Raw genomic sequence first — 18,836 nt, forward strand, 5'->3', positions numbered from 1 at the left:
ATGAAACAAAATAATCCAAAAATAAGCGCTATATTTGACTATATAGTAGAAGTTTCTGGTAAATATGATTATAAGCAAAAACAAAATTTTACAACACAAGAATACCCGGAAGTTAGAATGCTTGTTATAAGCGCTTCTGAAGATAAAGCCTTTTTACTAGTTGATAATACGTTTTTAGATAAATTAAAAATTAATCAAGAAATAATAGAATTATTTATCGATAATGAATTAACAACTTCAAATGAACATTTTGGAAAAATAATTGATATTGATGGAAATGAAATTTTTCCTTCCCCAAAAATAATTAGCGGTGATTTTTACAAAAGAAAAAGTAAAATATTTGGTGATGCACATAATTTAATGACAGTTAAAACTCTTAATAAGCAACTTTACACAGGAATTATTCCTATTGATCTATTAATACCTATCGGAAAGGGTCAAAGACAATTAATTATAGGAGATAGGAAAACTGGAAAAACTCATATTGCAGTTAATGCTATTATAAATCAAGCAAGAAATAATATTAAGTGTATTTATGTGGCTATTGGTCAAAAAAGAGAAGATATTTCTAGACTTTATGAAATTTTAAAAGAGTATGATGCTTTAAAAAATACAATAATAATAGATGCCCCTGCTACAAGTGCCTATAAACAATATTTAGCTCCTTATATAGGTATGGCTCATGCAGAAAACATTTCTCAACAAGAAGATGTTTTAATAGTTTTTGATGATTTAAGTAAACATTCAAATATTTTTAGAGAAATTGCACTTTTAACAGATAAACCGGTCGGAAAAGAAGCGATGCCTGGGGATATGTTTTTTGCTCATTCTTCATTATTAGAAAGAGCGGGTTCTTTTGTGGGAAGAAAAACAATTACTGCCTTACCTATTTTAAAAACAATAGATGGTGATATCACAAGCTTAATTTCTTCTAATATTATTTCTATTACTGATGGTCAAATTGTAACAAGTGCAGACTTATTTGATAGCGGTAGATTACCGGCTATTGATATTGATCTTTCTGTTTCTAGAACAGGAAGCTCAGTTCAATCTAGGACAATAACAAAAATAGCGGGAGAAATAGGGAAAATTTATCGTTCTTACAAAAGACATTTAAAATTAGCTATGTTAGATTATGATTTTAATGTAGAAACAAGCAATCTATTATATAAAGGTAAAAAAATAGATAATATGTTTTTACAAAAAGGTTATTCATTATATTCTAATAATTTCATTTTATTGATGTCTAAAATAGTTCTTTGAGGAATATTAAAAGATATAAAAGAAGAACAAAAAGCAATGATATTTTTAAATGTCTTGATAGATAATAATATAGAAGCTAACGAAATTTTTAACAAAATAAAAAATAATGAACCTTATGATGAAAAAATAGTAAAAAACTTTTTTGCTTATGCTTTAATTCAGTACTCAAAAGCCTTAAAATTAAATTGAAAAATTGAAGTTGAACATAGTTTTATTGACTTTTCTGAAAAAGAAATGGAAAAATTACTAAAATTAACCGGAGATAAATAATATGAATGGAAAAATTACTAAATTTTGAAGTGATGTTGTGGAAGTGGAATTTAATAAAAATGAACTTCCTCCTTTAAACACAATTTTAACTCTTCATAATAATACAACTTATTTGCTCGTGAAAAGATTAATAGACTATAAAACTATTAGGGCTATCATAATTTACCTATCAAAAGATATTTCTGTTGGAGAAGAAGTTATCAATACAGGGAAAAGTTTTATGGTTCCTGTAGGTTCAGAGTCACAAAACAATATTTATAATTTTGAGGGAAAACCACTTTTAAAAGATAGAATAACTAATCCTAAATATGTTGAGATGAATTCTACAATTAATAAGACAAGAATTTTAGATTCTAAAATAGAAATAATCGAAACAGGAATCAAAGCTATTGATTTTTTTATGCCTATTATTAAAGGGTACAAATTAGGTATCTTTGGAGGAGCGGGTGTAGGTAAAACAGTTTTAATGAAAGAAATTATATTTAATGTTAATAAAAATAGTAGATCTACTTCAAATATTTTTATAGGATCCGGAGAGCGTTCTAGGGAAGCTATAGAATTATTTCAAGAATTAGAAGAATCTGATTTAATGAAAAACTCATCAATGTATATTTCAAAAATGAATGAATCACCAGGAGCTAGAATGTCTATTGTACCAATAGGAATAACAGCTGCTGAATATTTAAGGGATAAAGAGAAAAAAGATGTATTGTTATTTATAGATAATATTTATCGTTATGTTCAAGCAGAAAATGAAGTTAGTGCTTCTTTAGGAAAAAAACCATCAGTGGGAGGATATCAATCTACATTAGAAAGTGATGTAGCCAATGTTCAAGAACGTCTATTTAAAAATAAAGAAGCAGGAATAACTTCTTTCCAAACAGTTTTTTTACCAATGGATGATATAAGCGATCCTTCTGCTGTTGCTGTTTTTAACCACCTGGATGGAAACTTAGTTTTATCAAGAGCACAAACAGCTAAAAATATTTTTCCAGCATTCGATCCTTTAGCAAGTTCTTCAAATTCAGTTGATCCTAAAATAATAGGGAAAAGGCACTTTGATGCAATAATAGAAGCTAAAAGAATTTTAAAAACTTATAAAGATTTAGAAGATGTAATTTTAATATTAGGGTTTGATGAATTAGATGAAGAAAGTAAAAAAACCGTGAAAAAAGCTCTACAATTAGAAAATTTCTTTTCACAAAATTTTTTCATGACAGAACACTTCACTAAAGAAAAAGGTTCATATGTAAAGTTAAATGATACAGTAGAATCTGTTATTAGAATTTTAAATGAAGAATATATAAATCAAAGTCCCGAAATATTTAGTTATATAGGATCTAATTTAAATTTACCAACAGATGATGAACTAGGTTTAAAATAAAATATAATAGAGAGGAAAACTATGGCAAAAAACTTTTTTAAAGTACCTAAAAATAAAAAAATATTAGCTGTGGTAAGTACCACAATAATAGTTCCTGTATCTGGATCTTTAGGTTATTATTTGGCTACAACTGATAAAAAAGATAGTGCCGATAGATCTGAACTATTAAAGGATACAACTAGCACAATAAACACAGGACGAAATTTAAATTGAAAAGATGGATTTAATTCTCATCGTGATAATAATCAAAAATTAAAAGAGGAAGCAAAAAAACCAGAGAACACAAGTTCTAATTCTGAAAATGTGGATAAAAAAGAACCTGAAAAATCTGAACCTTCTTCTAGTGAAACAAGTTCAAATACAACCGTTGAGCCTGAAAAAACAGAAACAGTTCCCGAAAAAGAACTTGAAGAAAAAAAAGAAATTTTAGTTTCCCCTCCTTCTAAAGTAGATCCAGATCCTGAACCAGATCCTGAACCAGATCCTGAACCAATAGAACCTGATAAAACGATAATAGAAGAAGAAAAACCTATAGTTATTGAAGAAGAACCCCCTGTAAGTGAACCCGTTCCTAGTCCGGAACCTATTATTCCAACTCCAGAACCTGAAGAGAAGCCTATAGAAGAAGCTCCAAAACCAAATCCTGATGATTTTGTAATTGATTTTTATGGAGAAAAAATTCACTTAAAAGTTAAAAAGCAACCACCAAGAAATCAGGATATCCGGGATAAGCAAGCAGGGATAACAAATAGAATAGAATATATTAATCAAATAACTCCTGAATTAAGAGGAATAACTGTTACTGATAAAATCCGGGAAGCTAATAAAAAAAGCGCTAAAAGAGCTTTAGGAAGAAGTATAAGAAACGAATTTTTAAATGGTGGTGACTTTTTTAGATATGATACTATTAATAATTTACAAGATCTAGCAAACTTTATAGGTGAAGATCCTTCAAAATATTGAAGAATAATAATAGATAAATTCTCTAGATTAATTTCAAATGGAGATAAAGTTTATGATTTTTTAAAACCTGAAGGAAAGGCTATTTATTATTCAGAACTAAAGATTACTAAACAGGAAGAAGACGAAGCTCGTAGGGATTATACAGGAGAAAAAGAAAAACTTTTAAATGCTAAAAAGTTAAGAATAATTAGCTTACTAGATCAAGATAAATTTACTAAAACTTCATCAGAAGTTGAAAAAAATTTAGGTGAAGGATATGTTATAGAAGATGAAAATTCTAATATTTATATAAATGAAAATGGAGAAATATCATCATATTCATTTAGTCCTTTAATTAATAGTACTACTGCCAGATTAACAAGAGATAATTCTGAAAAAAGAGCATTTGGTTATAATAGTTATTATGGTAGAAATCCTGAAGATACTAGAAATGGTAATTATCCTGGCTGATCAAAAGAAAATGTCACAGTTAATTATATTAAATACGGAATTAAAACAAATGAGGGTATAAAAGTTGAAAAATTAACTAGAGATGAACCTGAAGAAGGTAAAAGAAATGAAGGAATAGTTGTTACAGTTGATGTTTCTGATTCTAGAGCTTTATATAAATTAAAAGATTTTATTAAAAAGTTAAAGGATGCTAATGAAGAAATAACTTCATATAGAATACTTAACATTGGAAAAAAAGAATCATCTACAGCAGATTTCTTTTCTATACTTAGAGAATTACCTGATAAATTGCCTCAATTAGAATTATTATTTGCTAATTATAATACTTCATTTTTATTAGCGATAAAAGATAAAGAAATTGATGAATTATCATTATTAACTACATCTAATTCTTTATCTGATTCTTGAGCAATTAATCCATTAGCTTTAAAGAAAGTAGCTTGGGTAAATACTGTCGACTACAATGTAAGTGGTGATTATTCTTCTAGAGCTACAATCGCAAGTAGAATTACTTTTAACTCAATAGCTTTTCATGATGTAAATATAGGTCCGAATAAAAACTTAAAAGAAATAAACGATGGTTTAAGGATGGTTTATTTTGTAAGAAACAATGAGCCGTTTTTCCAAGGATCATTTGGACCTGGTTTAAATCCAGATCATAAAGAAAGCGGTAATAGTTATCCTACTGGATTAGATTTATCTGGAGCAAAACAACTCAAATCATTAAAGGGGTTGGTTTTTAGAGACACGATTAAACCTTCAAATGGAATGAGAAAATTAAAAACTATAATTTTATTTAATGATAGTGATACTTTTTCTATAAGTGCCGATGAATTAAATGGAGCACAATTCAAGGACGTTCTTTCAACAGAAGGATTTCAAATGCCTAGAAGTAAAATAGTTTTTAGTAACGGAAAAACAACAAAGAAAATTAGAATTACAGTAGAAAATAATGTAACACAATTAAATCATGAAGGAATTGGTAATTTAAATACTTTAATTAATTGAAGTAATGGTACTTTTGGTTCTGATACTGTTTTTGAAGTAGAACAAGGAAATGATTCTCTTTATTCACAACTTCAATCATTAGGTAAAAAGGTGGTTAGAGTATCTAAAGGATCAAGAGGAATTTCATTCTCATAAAGAGGCGTTAATGAAAAAAAAGTATAAAAAGACATTTTAAAAATTTAAGTTTATTATCTACCAGTGGAATGGTTACTTTATTTGGTTTCATTTCTTGTGCTAACTTAGAAACGAGAGAAACTGAAAATTCCAATAATCAAAATACATTTAATTCAGTAACCGAAGAAAACATAGGAGAAATAGTAAATTCATTAGAAGTAGATTTTCAAAATTTTAGCGAAACAAATAAACCGAAAGATGATACATTTTTTTCAGAGTTTTCTAAAAATCAAAATTCTATTAGTGTAAATTTATCAGGAAAAAATAATGATCTTCTAAATGCTAAATTACTAGCCGTAATTCCTGATAGGGATAAAAATGGAATTGATATTTCTAATACAACCGGAAATGGGAAAGTTTTAATAGAATTTTCATCAAAAATTAATAAAAATATTAAAATAGAAAAAACAATTAATATAACAGGATTTAAAAAAATAGCAATAAACATCGATGAAAATGGTTATATAAAAAATAATCCTGCTGATTTCATTGATTTAGAAGATAAAGAAAAATACGTTTTAAGATATAACCAAAAAGAAAGATATGATTGAGATAATAAAAACTATCTTAACATTTTAAAACGTCAATTAGAAAATAACTCTCAAGCAAATGCAACAAATTTTAGAAATGATGCTTCAATAAATGAAAATTCAAAGCAAAAATTTGATGAAAAAGCAACAGAAGCTGGTATAGATACTTACGATAGTGCTAGTTTAAAAGGTTTTACAATTCCAACTTATAATGAAAATGGAGAGTATAAAGGTTTAAATATATTCGATCATGCCGAAATATTAAAAGGTCCTTCATGAGTGGATTCTGAAGGAAGAGAATTCAATAGAACTAAAGGAATTGCTCGTTATTTAACTAATGATTTTTATAAGAAAATAGGTCTTCAAACATTTCAAGCAACTTTTAATAGACAAGATGATGAAAACCCTAATTCATACAAACCAGAGTCTGGAACATTATGAATTTTAGATTTTCAAAAGACAGAGGATGGTTCATATCCTACAAAGTGATACTTTGGAACTAATTTACACGTAGCAGAAGCTATAACTAATAAAACATTTTCGTTTAGTTTAGCTAGATTAAACGAAAATGCACCTGTAAGAACAGTATTGAAGATAAATAACTTTGAGGAAAATATAACAAGATTTGGATTTCCGATTTATTTAGAAAATCAAGAATTTCAACCGCTTAAAGTTATTTATAGTGGAGAAGATTTTTTAAATAGCACTCCCAGTCAATTTTTAAACGAAAATCAAAAAGAAAAATTTAAGGATGTTGAAGAATTTGCTGATTTTGCTGTTATTGAAATTGACTTTAGCAAAATTAGAAGAGATGATGATCAAAGAGGAATAACCATAAGTGCAGGTAATAAAAATGATTCTCATGCTTACGGAGATGTTGATCCGAATAAAGCTTTAAGTTCTCCACAAGAATTAGCGAAAGCAGTAACAAATAATTATGCTTCTAAAACTGAGGATCATATTAAATTTATGTCCACTTCTTATTTAAAAGATTATTCTAGAATTGATAGAAACTTGAATTATAAAGAAGTACACAATAAAGATCAACTATATATATTAGGTTATCCTTCAGCTAGAGAAGATTACTTTTTAAAAGAATATGAAGACGATTATCAAAAAGAACACTCAAAAAATACTTTCAGTTTATGAACTAATGCAGAAACTAAATATTTTGATAATATTAAAAGAGATGAAGTTACAAACAAATATAATTTTTCTGAGGAAGAAATAAACAGAGGTAACTTTTTATCTTATGAAATAGGATACCGTTCTTTTGTTGAAAAACCAGGTGTTTTAGATGCATTCATATCAGCTACTAGAGTTGGTAAGGAATTACACATTTCAAAGTTAAACGGAAATAAAAAGCTAATTTTTTCAGGTTTATCTTATATGCCAAAACACTATGTTCCAATTGGTGGTTCATCAGGTTCTTCAATTAGAAACCAAAATAATGAATTAGTAGCTGTTTTTCACGCAGGTAACCAAAGCGCAAAGACTGGTTTAGCTGCTGCTTTTAGATCAGAAGGTTATGATTACAAAGGTATTTACGGTACAGGAGATAATAAATATAGCCTACCTCAATATGATTTAATTTATGGTGGTGGAAAAGATCAAAAAAATTCTTATCGTGAAGCCTTAATTAAAGCTTATGGAACTAGTTACAAAACAAATCTTTTTGGTGATAATATAAACGAAATTCCAGAAAAATTTAAATTCAAAGAAAATGATGTTGTAATAGATGCTAGAACTACTTCAAAATAACACAAAAACTTAGTTTTCACTAAGTTTCCCTGAATGCAAAATCAAGTGCACCACTATAATGTAAAATTAAAAAGTGGTTGCACTTGATTTTTTAAATAAAAAAACTACCTATAAAAATTTAAGACAACATACTTTTTATTGAAAGGATCATATGAATTATAATACAACAAAGCATTATTCGCATTTAAATGCTGAAAAAGATTTTTAATAGAGAAATTGTTTTATAAAAATATTCAATTAGACAAATTGCTAATTTTCTTAATGTCAATCACTCAACAGTGTCAAGAGAATTAAAAGAAATTCAAATTTTTACGGATTTTATGATCATTTAATAGCAAATGAAAAAGCCAAAATAAGACATAAACATAAAAGATTGTTTTTCTTTTCTCAAATGGATGATTATAAAGAATTTAGCAAACTTATTAAAGATAATTTTAACAAAGCAACATGCGGAATAAAAATGACTTACAACTTAATAAAAGAAGGTATTAAAAATATTAAAATCCCTTCGCTAAGGACTGTTTTTAATTGGATTAATACAGGAAAATGAGTATTAACTAATAAAGATAGATTAAGAAAGCACTATACAAAAGGCGGAAAAAGAAAAAATAACGTTATTGAAAGACTTGTGCAGTCAAATTATGTATTTCCTATTTGAGCTAGACCAAAACATATTGATTTAAGAGAAACATTTGGGCATTGAGAGGGTGATTTAGTTATAGGTAAAAATCCGCAGGGCATTCTAGTCTTTTAACTTTAGTGGAAAGAAAAAGTAGGTTGGGAATAATTGTAAAAGTTTCAAGTAAGAACCCTTTTACATTAATAAAGTTCTTTATGAAAGAATAAATACACTAGAATTACCCGTTGAAAGTATTACTTTTGATAATGGAATTGAATTTAATGCGGTTGGAATATTAGCAAAAAATTAGGAATTAAAATTTATAAAACCGATAAATACGCTTCTTTTCAAAGAGGAACTAATGAAAATTTTAACGGACTTATAAGAAGAGTTTATAAAAAGGGACTGATTTTAATAAAGTCTCTCGAGAAGAAATATTAAATCTTGAAAAAGAATAAATTTTATGAATAGAGACATACTAGAAGGAAAATGCGCTTTTGACATATATGAAGAAGAAATAGAAAAATTAAACAAATATTAATTAAAACTATTAAGAATTACAAGATTATTACAAGAAAATAATGAAAGGGTCGAAAAATTTCGCTCCATAATTTTTATTAACTTCATTAATAAAAAACCGCTTTACAAGCGGAATTAAAAGAAGGGGGATATCCCCCTTCACCCCCTTAATAGCAAATAGGGGGGTATAAAATATTAAAAATTGTAGTACAATGTTTTTATAATAAAAACTAATGGTGCACTTCAATTTGCATTTTAGGAAACTTAGTTTTCACTAAGTTTTTTATTTATTTTATTTTTTTAGTTATTGAATAAAATTTTAAACTCAATAAATTTTCCATTAACTACACTAATTGGCTCATTATTTGAATTTTGAGCATATTCAGGGGTTATATACATTATTATTTTTACAAATTGATTATCTCCAAAACTTTCTTTGATATTTTTTCATTTAATTAACCCGCTTTCTTAATATATTCTATATAATATAATTACTTATATTTATATTATATAAATTTAATGAAAAATGATTATACAAAGGTCAAAAGGAAAGGGAAAAATGGATAATAAAAACATAAAAGAAATGTTTTATCGTTTAGCTAAAGAAGAATTAGCAGCTAAAGGTATTAACGATTCTAAAGCTATAGAAGAATTAGTGAAAAAATATTATGATGATTTAAAAAATGTTAATGACAACAACATTAAAGATGACAGAGCAAAACAAGTTGAAAAAAATATCGATTTTAAATAATTAAAATTTAAAATACAAAATATTAAATTTTTAATGCTAGAGATTTTATTTATTCTAGCATTTATTTTTAAAATTTTTAAAGAGTATTGGGTTAAAATTTGTTAAAATAAATTCAAATAAAGGAAAAAATATGGTAATTTTAGGTATAGAAACATCACATGATGATAGTTCCTTAGCTATCTTAAAAGAAGGTAAAATTATAAAAAATATAATTTTTAGTCAAATTAATATACATGCTAAATATGGTGGCACTATTCCTGAAATTGCTTCTAGAGAACACGTTAATAACATTGCTTTAATATTAGAAGAAATAAAAAAAGAAATTGATTTATCAGAAATAGATATGATAGCTTATACAAAAGAACCTGGTTTAATCGGATCTTTACAAATAGGTTTTTTGTTTGCTAATGCATTATCTACTATTTTAAATAAACCTTTAATTCCAGTAAATCATTTAAATGGTCATTTTTTTTCAGGAGCAATAGATCAAGAAATTAGTTATCCTTCATTAGGTTTACTGGTCTCTGGAGGACATACTCAAATTCTTTATGCAAATTCCCCTTTTGATATTAAAGTTATAGGCGAAACTTTAGATGATGCAGTTGGAGAAGCATATGATAAAGTAGCTAGAAAGCTTCATTTATCCTTTCCTGGCGGACCAATAATAGATAAAATTTATTTCGATAACTTAAAAAATAATATAAATGCAGATGAAATAAAAATATCAATACCTAAAACAGAAGGAAAATATGATTTTTCTTTAAGCGGAATTAAAACGCAAGTTATTAATTTAATAAATACTTACGAAAATAAAAAACAAAAAGTACCTACTGAAAAAATAGCTATAAAATTTCAAGAAATTGTTATTAAATATTTAATTGAAAAATTTAAACTCGCTATTGAAGAATTTAATCCTAATTCTATCGTGTTGGCAGGAGGGGTTTCTGCTAATAAGTACTTAAGAGAAAAATTTAAATTAATACACAAAAATGCTATTATTCCTAAAATGGAATATTGCACAGATAATGGGGCAATGATAGCAAAAGCATCAGAAATAATGCTGAAAAATAAAAAAACTCTCTAACAAAATGAAAAGAGTTTTTTTAATAACTTTTATTTAATTTGTATTTTTATTTTCACTTTTGACCATATTTTTAATATCAAAAAGAGCTAGTGAAAATAAAAAAACAAACAAATTTTGTTTGTTTAATCGAGATAATTTGTTATATACATAATTGAAATTAAATAGTATAGTGTATAAATATCGATTAAAAAATCTTGATATAGTTCTGAAATAATTTTTTCAGAGTCTAATTTTGATTTTTTATAATCTAATATCATAAAATTAAAATCAATAGAGTATTCATAATATATATTATTTGAATCTGATGTTATTCATAAATTTGTAGCTTTTACACCTCGCATATCTTTTATTCTTTTTAAAGATAACTCCATAGATAAAGGTGTATACATTTGTCTAATTTTTAATTCATCATTTGTAATTGGTTTAAAAATTTTGTTAAAATTTTCATTTTCTAATTTAACTTTTGACTTTTTAGAAAATATATTTCCACCTTTTAAAAGAGAAAAAACGAAAGATTTTTCTTCTAGTTTTTTTGTAGAAATTTTTAATATTCCTTTGTGGAAAAATCTATCGACATATTCACCCTTTCTATTATATTCTCTCAGCAAGTAAATAACATTTACAAAAGAAACAGGGAATTTATCTCTAATTAGTAGAAATTGAGGCTCACTAATGTCAAAAATTGTCGCATTATAATTAACATTATTTCTATATAATTCGACTTCTTTTTTAGTTATAAATACTTCTCGAAATTGTTCTTCTTGTTCAGAAATAAAGCCAAAATATTTTATACTAGGTTCTAATTTTTTAAAAGCTTCTGTATACAATTCTTTTATTGGAATATTCTTTAAAATTGAATTTAGTAATTTTTCTTTTTCTTTTTGATAAATTCTTCAGAAAAAGAAAAAAATAAAAGATATTATTAGTGAAATAAGTAAAATCGCTATAAAGCCTATGAAATTATTTGTAAATAATAAAATAATAGAAATTAAAGAAAAAAATATTAAGACTCCTAAAAATATAAAAGTTATATTTTTTTTATTGTTTATTTCTTTAATTTTTTCAGAGTTATTAAAAGCTTCCTTAACTTTTTCATTAAATAACGGAAAAAATTCTAGATCAGCTAGTTTTTTGAATTCATCAAAATTTTTATAATTATCGACTCTTTTTTTCATTTCTTAAAATTATAAATCTTTCATAGAAACATCTTGTCTTTGATGAATATTTGCTTTAAATAGAGGCATAGAAGTTAAATTTAAACTTTCTGCTACTATTGAAGCGGGAAAAATGAATAATTGCTCATTAAATGATTTAACTTTTGAATTATATAGTCTTCTAGCTGCTGAAATTTCTTCTTCTAAATAAATTGACTCTTTCATTAGAGTTTCATAAAGATTAGAAGCTTTTAGATCTGGATATGATTCAAAAGCTACACTAATTTGTCTAGAAATTTTTGAAGATAATTGTTCAATATCTTCTCTATTATAATTTGTATTGTTAGAATTTATTAAAGTTCTTAATTTAGTTACATCTTTTAATAATGAAGATTCATATTCTTTATATGATTTAACTTGGTCTACTAATTTTATAAGTGTATCTGCTCTTTTTGCTAATTGAGTATCAATTGTTGAAGAAGCTTCGTTAATAGAGTTCTGCATTCTATTTAAATTATTTCTTTTTACCAAAAAATATATTGGTGCAAAAAGAAAAAATAAAGTTCCTAATACTCAAAAAATAATTTTGGTTGCTATTGAAACTTTAGCTTTCTTTTCTGAGTTATCAACTTTAGGTTCAAAACCACTTTCATCTTCGTTTCTTGGATTATAAATATTTGACATGTTTTCTCCTTTTTAATCTTTTCTAAATTATAATCTGATTAATTACTTTTGATAATTTACTAATAAAAAATACCCAATTTTGTTATAAAAAAGGGTATTTTATTTTAAATTTTATTTTAGTTTAAAAATTAAAGAACCTTCAGCTATTACTGATTGTTTAGCTTCTAAAAGATATGAACCTAATACATCTTTATTAATAGGAGGATGACCATATTCATCGAAAGAAGGCATTTCACTAGGATTTGCTTGATTATTTTGTTTAGTAAGTTTTTTATTTAATGCTAAAACTCTTAGCACATAAATGTTATTGCTTTTATCTCCTGTTGCTTCAGGTAATAAAAATTTATTTGCATTTTCATTATTTCTTGGTTGTTCTGGATCCATACCATAAGATGCATATGGACTAATGTATGAAGAATTTAAAATGTTATTTGTTACATTTTGACTATTAAAGTTTTCTTCTGTAATAACTACTTTATTTCCTTCTGTTGGGTTTTCAATATTTATTCTTCCTCATAAAATTGAAACGAAGTTCTTTTCTCTGTTTGAATCGCTATAATCTTCTAATCAAACCAAATAAGAACTTGCTCCTTCAATCTTATTTCATTCAAATGGGATAGTTTTTAAATTTTCAGTATTAGATTCATTACTTTCTTTAAAATACCCATTTTTTAATAAATTATTTTCTAATGCATTAGATTCAATATTTATTTTTCCTATATTTTCAGTAGCATATAAATTACCATTTGTTTTATTTTCTGGTCCGTAAGAAAAAGTTAAAACACCTTCAGAAATGATCTTATCTTTTGTTTCTGATAAGAAATTATTTAAATAAAAATTGCCATCTGAAGAACTTACATTTATATTTTCACTATTTAATGCATATACTCTAACTTCATAAATGTGCTCTGTAGGAGGGTTAGGACCAATATATGTTTTTTCATTCGCTTCTTGCCCTGAAGTAACCATTTGTTTTATATTACTATCATTTTTAACTGTTTCAGAATAATTATCTTCTAATTGTGTTTTATTAGCAGGAATATTAAAAATTCCTCAGTGAGTATAAACTTTACCAACAACTTCAGTTGCTGTTTTGTCTAACATAATAACGGCATAAGATTTTGCATCTTTAATAGAATTTCATGATAAGGGCAAACTTTGTCCTCTTGAAAGTGTACTTTCATCATGATGAGAAATATATTTTCTATCATTCAATACACCTTGCACTATAGCGGAAGAAGTAATTGTTAATTTAGTTTCAGATTTTTGTTCCTCAACAGAACCATTTGTTTCTTTTGAAGTTGATGTTTCATTACTTGTAGAATTGTTATTATTGTCTTTATTATCCTTTTTATTTTCTGTTGTTGGACTTTTTGTCTCAGAATTATCAGTATTACTACTTGAAGGTTGACTCAAAACCGGTGAACCACAAGAAACTAGAGTAACTAGCGATAAAGATGTTAAAAAAGTTCCACCAATAATAAGCTTTTTGTTTTTAAATTTCATTTATTCTCCTTTTACTTAATTTTTATGAAAAATTATACTATAAAAAGAAAAGTTTAAAAGCAGATAAAATGTAATTTTAGAATAAACTTATTATTTATTTTTTATTTTAGATATACTTTTTACATTAACATTTCAATCATTAGATCTAAAACAAAAATAAAAAAGTTTTTTGCTATTTTTTTGTTTAATTCAATATCTCCAAAAAGCGATTTAATTAGGAAAAATGAACCATTTTTGTATTGAGCGACATCAATATTTTTATTTGAAAAAACAATAAAGTAGTTATTTGAATCATGTATATTTTTGATAATTTTTTCAATATCTACTGATTCATAAAAATTGTCAAAAACTATAAATAATGTATTTTGGCTTTTAATATTTTTTAAATCATCATTTATTAAAATTTTATTTTTGTTTGTTGTTAAAAATTTTTCTAAATTCAATGTAGAAAAATCAATATTACTATATTTGACAATTCCTATATTTTCTGCTTTTGAAAATGAATTGTAAATTTGTAGCATAAATTTATTATCTATAAGCAAAGAATTTATATATTGTTTTATGTCATAATAAATAGAAGTTTTAAAAACTGAATTAGTGAAAGGATTTTTATCCTTTTTCTTTTGTTCATCATAGTTTTGAATAACTTGTTGTTGAAATTCTTTATAATTTTTATAACCTATCTTTTTTATATATACACTTATAGCAGAGGGCGTGGTTAAAATATAATCGGCTAATTCATTTTCTCTTAAATTTATAAAAGTTTCTATATTATTTTCTATTCATTCTTCTAATGAATTTTCTATAGATGTTAGTCTTACTCTTTTTTTATGTACTATTAACATATAATAATTTTATCAATTTATTTCTTCTTTTTTCATATTTTTTAATAAAATATTAATTTTTTTAAATACTTTTGAATTTTTAAAACTTTTTGAATAACTAAAGGGTGAAGGGTGTGAATATTCTAAAATTATCTGACTTTTTAAATCTATGATATTTTTTAGTTTTTGAGCTTTATTACCTAATAATAAAAAAATTATTTTTTCTTCTTTTTCAATTAAAAAATTTAGAAAGTTTATAGAAAATTGTTCTCAACCTTTATCATAATGTGAACCTGGTTTACTTTCTTCGACTGTAAGTACCATATTTCATAATAAAATACCTTGTTTAGACCAATCTTCTAAACTAGGATTTCTAGTGACTTTAAAATTAGGATAACTATTTTTTACTTCCTTAAAAATATTTTTAAGAGAAGGTGGAATTTTATTTATTTTTGAAGAAAAAGCCAATCCATCTGCTACATCTTTTGTATGATAGGGATCTTGTCCAATTATAACCAACTTTAAATTTTCAAAATTTGTAACTTCTAGAGCTTTAAAAATATCGATTTTATTAGGATAAATTTTCTTATTTTTATATTCTTTTTCTAGAAAATAGCTTAATTTCATAAAATATTTTTTTCTTCTTTCTTTATCCAAAAAAATATCAATTTCTTCTTTTTTTAACATATAGAAAAATTATAGATAATAAAAATAAAAAATGCATTTTTTTTATTATAATTTTAAATTATGAACAATAAAAATAAAGATATTCAAGAAATAATTAATCATTTAAAAGCAACAGGTTTTGTTTTTCAAGGATCAGAAATTTATGGCGGTTTAGCTAACACATGAGATTATGGTCCGCTAGGCTCTTTATTATCTAGAAATGTAAAAAATATGTGATGAAAAGAGTTTATAACCAAAGATCCTTCTAATTATGCTTTAGACACCAAAATTCTTATGAATCCTAAAGTGTGAGAGGCTTCTGGGCATGTGGCTAATTTTTCAGATCCATTAATAGAAAATAAAAAAAATAATAAAAGATATAGAGCAGATCACATTGTAGAAGAACTATTTCCAGAAATTGATGTTAACAAATTTACAAAAAAAGAGTTAAGCGATTTCATAAAGGAAAATGTTAAAAAATATGATAATTCAGATACCGATTGAAGTGAAATAAAAGAATTTCACCTAATGTTTGAAACTTTTCAAGGTGTTGTTATTGATAAAAAAGAAAAGATATATTTAAGACCAGAAACAGCTCAAGGAATTTTTGTAAATTTTAAAAATGTTTTGCGTTCAACTAGAAGTAAATTGCCTTTTGGTGTAGGCCAAATTGGAAAATCTTTTAGAAATGAAGTAACTCCTGGTAATTTTATATTTAGAACTAGAGAATTTGAACAAATGGAATTAGAAATTTTTTCTAAACCCGAAGAATCTATGGAAATTTATAAAAAATATTTAGAAAAGGTTTGACAATTTATTTTAAAATTAGGAATAAAGGAAAAATCTATAAGGTTTAGAGAACATAAAGAAGAAGAATTAGCTCATTATTCAAAAGCTACAAGTGATATTGAATTCTTGTTCCCTTTTGGTTGGGGAGAATTATTGGGAGTTGCTCATAGAGGTGATTTTGATTTGAGTGCTCATAGTAATTTTTCAGGGGAAAACTTAGAATATTTAGACCCTATAACAAATACTAAATATTTACCTCATGTGATAGAACCTTCTATAGGTTTAGATAGATTAATTTTAGCTTTAATTGTAGATTCTTTTGAAAAAGAAACAATAGAAAACAATGAAACTAGAATAGTGCTAAAACTGAATAAAAATATTTCTCCTTATAAAGTAGCCATATTACCTTTAGTTAAAAAACTTTCTGAAAATGCTTACAAAATTTTTGAACATTTATTAGAACATGATATAAGTGCTACTTTTGATGATAGTGGTACTATTGGTAAAAGATATCGTCGTCAAGATTCTATAGGTACATATTATTCCGTTACTTATGATTACGATTCTTTAGAAGATGGAAAAGTGACTGTTAGAAATAGAGATACAATGGAACAAGAAAGAATTGAAATCAAAAATTTAGTTAATTATCTAAGAAAATAAGGAAGGTAAATGTATAAAAATATAACAGAAGAAATTATTGATAAAATAGATATTGTATCAGCAATATCTTCTTTTATTCCTTTATCAAAAAAAGGTAATAATTATTTAGCGGTTTGCCCATTTCATGGAGATAGTAATCCATCTTTAACAGTTTCCCCTGCTAAAAAAATTTTTAAATGTTTTAGTTGTCAAATTGGCGGAAATATAATAGATTTTATAATGAATTATAATTCATTTAATTTTACTCAAACATTAAATTATATAAATGAAAATTTTAATTTAAATTTAAATATCTTTCAAAGTAATGAAAAAAAACCAGAATATTCTAATTTAGATAAAAAAATTATTCGTGCAAATCATGATGCTAACACATTATTTAAATTATTTTTGAAAAAAGAAAAAAATAATTTAGAAGTGGAGTCCTTTTTAAAATTAAGAAAACTAGATGAAGAAATAGTAGAAACATTCGAAATAGGTTTTTCTAAAAATACAGAAGAATTTAAAGAAATATTGCAATTAAAAAATAATACTAAAGATATTTTAATAAATGCTTCTTTAATAACTTCTGAAGAACAAATATTTTTTAAAAATAGAATAATCTTTCCAATAAAAAATGAATATGGTGATATTGTTGCCTTTTCTGGAAGAATTCTAAACAGTAGTGATAAAAACAACCCTAAATACATAAATTCAGCACAAAATAGTGTATTTTCAAAATCAAAAATATTATTTAATTTTCATCAAGCAGAAAAATTTTCTACTAAAACAAACGAAATAATAATTTGCGAAGGATTTATGGATGTTATCGCCCTTCATAAAATAAATATAAAAAATGCAGTTGCTTTAATGGGTACATCTTTAACAGAGTATCATATTGATTTATTAAAAAATAAAAAAGTGCTTCTTTTATTAGATGGTGATAGGGCTGGTACTGAAGCTACTAAAAAGTCCATATATACACTTTTAAAAAACAATATAAAAGTTGAAATAATAAAAAATAATGAAGAATATGACCCTGATGAAATATTAAATATATTCGGAGCAGAAAAACTAAATGAAATGTTAAAAAATAGAGTTTCACCTCTGTCTTTTGTTTACGAAAAATTTAAATTAAATTTAGATTCTACAAATTTTATTTCAGTAAATACATTTATAAATAACATGAATATATTCTTAAAATATTCTGATTTAAAAGAAAGAGAATTTATTTTGAATAGAATAGAATCAGAATATTCTATTAAAAAAGAACAATTTTATTCACTAGAAAATAAAAGTAAAAATATTAATAATGACAATAATAATTTTTATTCGAAAAAAAATAATAAAAATACTAATAAGATAGAAAATTCATTAGATAATTTAAGGTCTTTAATTATCTCGAGTTTAATCTTAAATCCTTCCATAGAGAATATATATATAAACAAAAGTCAAAATAAACTAACAATTAACGATTTAAAGATTTTTGAAAAAATTAGAAAATTAAATTCAAAAGAAGAAAAAATAAAAAAATTAGTAAATGAAAAACTATTTTCTGAAAAATTATTAAATAATGAAGAAGATTTTAAGAGAGCTTTTATTAATTATGATCAACAAACACAATTTCTAAACGCACAAAAAATACAAAAGAAACTAGCTATTTTATATCATGAATTAAAAGTAACAAATAATGAAGAAGAAAGAGAAATAATTTATAAAAAAATAGAAAACTTAATAAATATAAAAAGAAATTTTTAACTTTTGTGTTATAATTTTTATATTTTTAAAAAAAGACTATAAA

The 18,836-nt window shown here is 24.9% G+C and carries 15 protein-coding genes; 10 read left to right on the plus strand and 5 right to left on the minus strand.

Annotated features, from left to right (window positions below; genetic code table 4):
• The 8 genes from NX772_RS02075 (at nucleotide 1) to tsaD (ending at nucleotide 10,776) form a co-directional block, all read left to right on the plus strand.
• Nucleotides 1-1,533: an MSC_0619 family F1-like ATPase alpha subunit gene (locus NX772_RS02075; protein ID WP_027123317.1), complete on the plus strand. Its 1,533-nt coding sequence runs from the start codon at nucleotides 1-3 to the stop codon at nucleotides 1,531-1,533.
• A gap of 1 nt (nucleotide 1,534) precedes the next feature.
• The gene (locus tag NX772_RS02080; RefSeq protein ID WP_027123318.1) at nucleotides 1,535-2,917 is read left to right on the plus strand and encodes an MSC_0618 family F1-like ATPase beta subunit; all 1,383 of its coding nucleotides are present in this window, start codon (nucleotides 1,535-1,537) and stop codon (nucleotides 2,915-2,917) included.
• A 21-nt stretch (nucleotides 2,918-2,938) separates the two neighbouring features.
• Nucleotides 2,939-5,473, plus strand: a complete 2,535-nt coding sequence (locus NX772_RS02085) for a putative immunoglobulin-blocking virulence protein (protein WP_051542161.1) — start codon at nucleotides 2,939-2,941, stop codon at nucleotides 5,471-5,473.
• Between the two features lie 23 nt (nucleotides 5,474-5,496).
• Complete coding sequence (gene mip / locus NX772_RS02090; protein WP_408605426.1) at nucleotides 5,497-7,803, plus strand: Ig-specific serine endopeptidase MIP; 2,307 nt, start codon at nucleotides 5,497-5,499, stop codon at nucleotides 7,801-7,803.
• A gap of 245 nt (nucleotides 7,804-8,048) precedes the next feature.
• Nucleotides 8,049-8,135 (plus strand): hypothetical protein, encoded by an 87-nt coding sequence (locus NX772_RS03990; protein ID WP_465223510.1) that lies wholly within the window; start codon nucleotides 8,049-8,051, stop codon nucleotides 8,133-8,135.
• A gap of 59 nt (nucleotides 8,136-8,194) precedes the next feature.
• A complete protein-coding gene (locus NX772_RS02095) occupies nucleotides 8,195-8,557 on the plus strand; it encodes a hypothetical protein (RefSeq protein WP_259429339.1) in 363 nt (120 codons plus the stop codon).
• Between the two features lie 943 nt (nucleotides 8,558-9,500).
• Entirely contained in the window at nucleotides 9,501-9,692 is a 192-nt protein-coding gene (locus NX772_RS02100; RefSeq protein ID WP_027123553.1) for a hypothetical protein, read from the plus strand.
• Between the two features lie 130 nt (nucleotides 9,693-9,822).
• Nucleotides 9,823-10,776, plus strand: coding sequence for a tRNA (adenosine(37)-N6)-threonylcarbamoyltransferase complex transferase subunit TsaD (gene tsaD / locus NX772_RS02105; RefSeq protein WP_027123552.1), 954 nt, complete (start codon nucleotides 9,823-9,825; stop codon nucleotides 10,774-10,776).
• Between the two features lie 122 nt (nucleotides 10,777-10,898).
• Here the strand turns inward: tsaD and NX772_RS02110 are convergent, their stop codons facing one another.
• The 5 genes from NX772_RS02110 to NX772_RS02130 all read right to left on the minus strand — a co-directional run bounded on the left by NX772_RS02110 (nucleotide 10,899) and on the right by NX772_RS02130 (nucleotide 15,631).
• On the minus strand, nucleotides 10,899-11,951 hold the full coding sequence (locus NX772_RS02110; protein WP_027123551.1) for a hypothetical protein: 1,053 nt from the start codon (nucleotides 11,949-11,951) through the stop codon (nucleotides 10,899-10,901).
• 9 nt (nucleotides 11,952-11,960) lie between these two features.
• Nucleotides 11,961-12,614: a LemA family protein gene (locus tag NX772_RS02115; protein ID WP_027123550.1), complete on the minus strand. Its 654-nt coding sequence runs from the start codon at nucleotides 12,612-12,614 to the stop codon at nucleotides 11,961-11,963.
• 111 nt (nucleotides 12,615-12,725) lie between these two features.
• Nucleotides 12,726-14,120, minus strand: a complete 1,395-nt coding sequence (locus tag NX772_RS02120) for a YbhB/YbcL family Raf kinase inhibitor-like protein (RefSeq protein ID WP_027123549.1) — start codon at nucleotides 14,118-14,120, stop codon at nucleotides 12,726-12,728.
• 119 nt (nucleotides 14,121-14,239) lie between these two features.
• Nucleotides 14,240-14,965 (minus strand): hypothetical protein, encoded by a 726-nt coding sequence (locus tag NX772_RS02125; RefSeq protein ID WP_027123548.1) that lies wholly within the window; start codon nucleotides 14,963-14,965, stop codon nucleotides 14,240-14,242.
• Between the two features lie 9 nt (nucleotides 14,966-14,974).
• Nucleotides 14,975-15,631, minus strand: coding sequence for a uracil-DNA glycosylase (locus tag NX772_RS02130; protein WP_027123547.1), 657 nt, complete (start codon nucleotides 15,629-15,631; stop codon nucleotides 14,975-14,977).
• 60 nt (nucleotides 15,632-15,691) lie between these two features.
• Here NX772_RS02130 and NX772_RS02135 point away from each other — a divergent pair, with 60 nt between their 5' ends.
• Both NX772_RS02135 and dnaG read left to right on the plus strand, forming a co-directional pair.
• Complete coding sequence (locus tag NX772_RS02135) at nucleotides 15,692-17,059, plus strand: glycine--tRNA ligase (RefSeq protein ID WP_027123546.1); 1,368 nt, start codon at nucleotides 15,692-15,694, stop codon at nucleotides 17,057-17,059.
• A 9-nt stretch (nucleotides 17,060-17,068) separates the two neighbouring features.
• Complete coding sequence (dnaG, locus tag NX772_RS02140; RefSeq protein ID WP_027123545.1) at nucleotides 17,069-18,793, plus strand: DNA primase; 1,725 nt, start codon at nucleotides 17,069-17,071, stop codon at nucleotides 18,791-18,793.
• Nucleotides 18,794-18,836 lie beyond the last annotated feature (43 nt).

Origin of the sequence: Mesomycoplasma molare (genome assembly GCF_024918955.1) — a bacterium.
Taxonomy (GTDB): Bacteria; Bacillota_I; Bacilli_A; order Mycoplasmatales; family Metamycoplasmataceae; genus Mesomycoplasma_A; species Mesomycoplasma_A molare.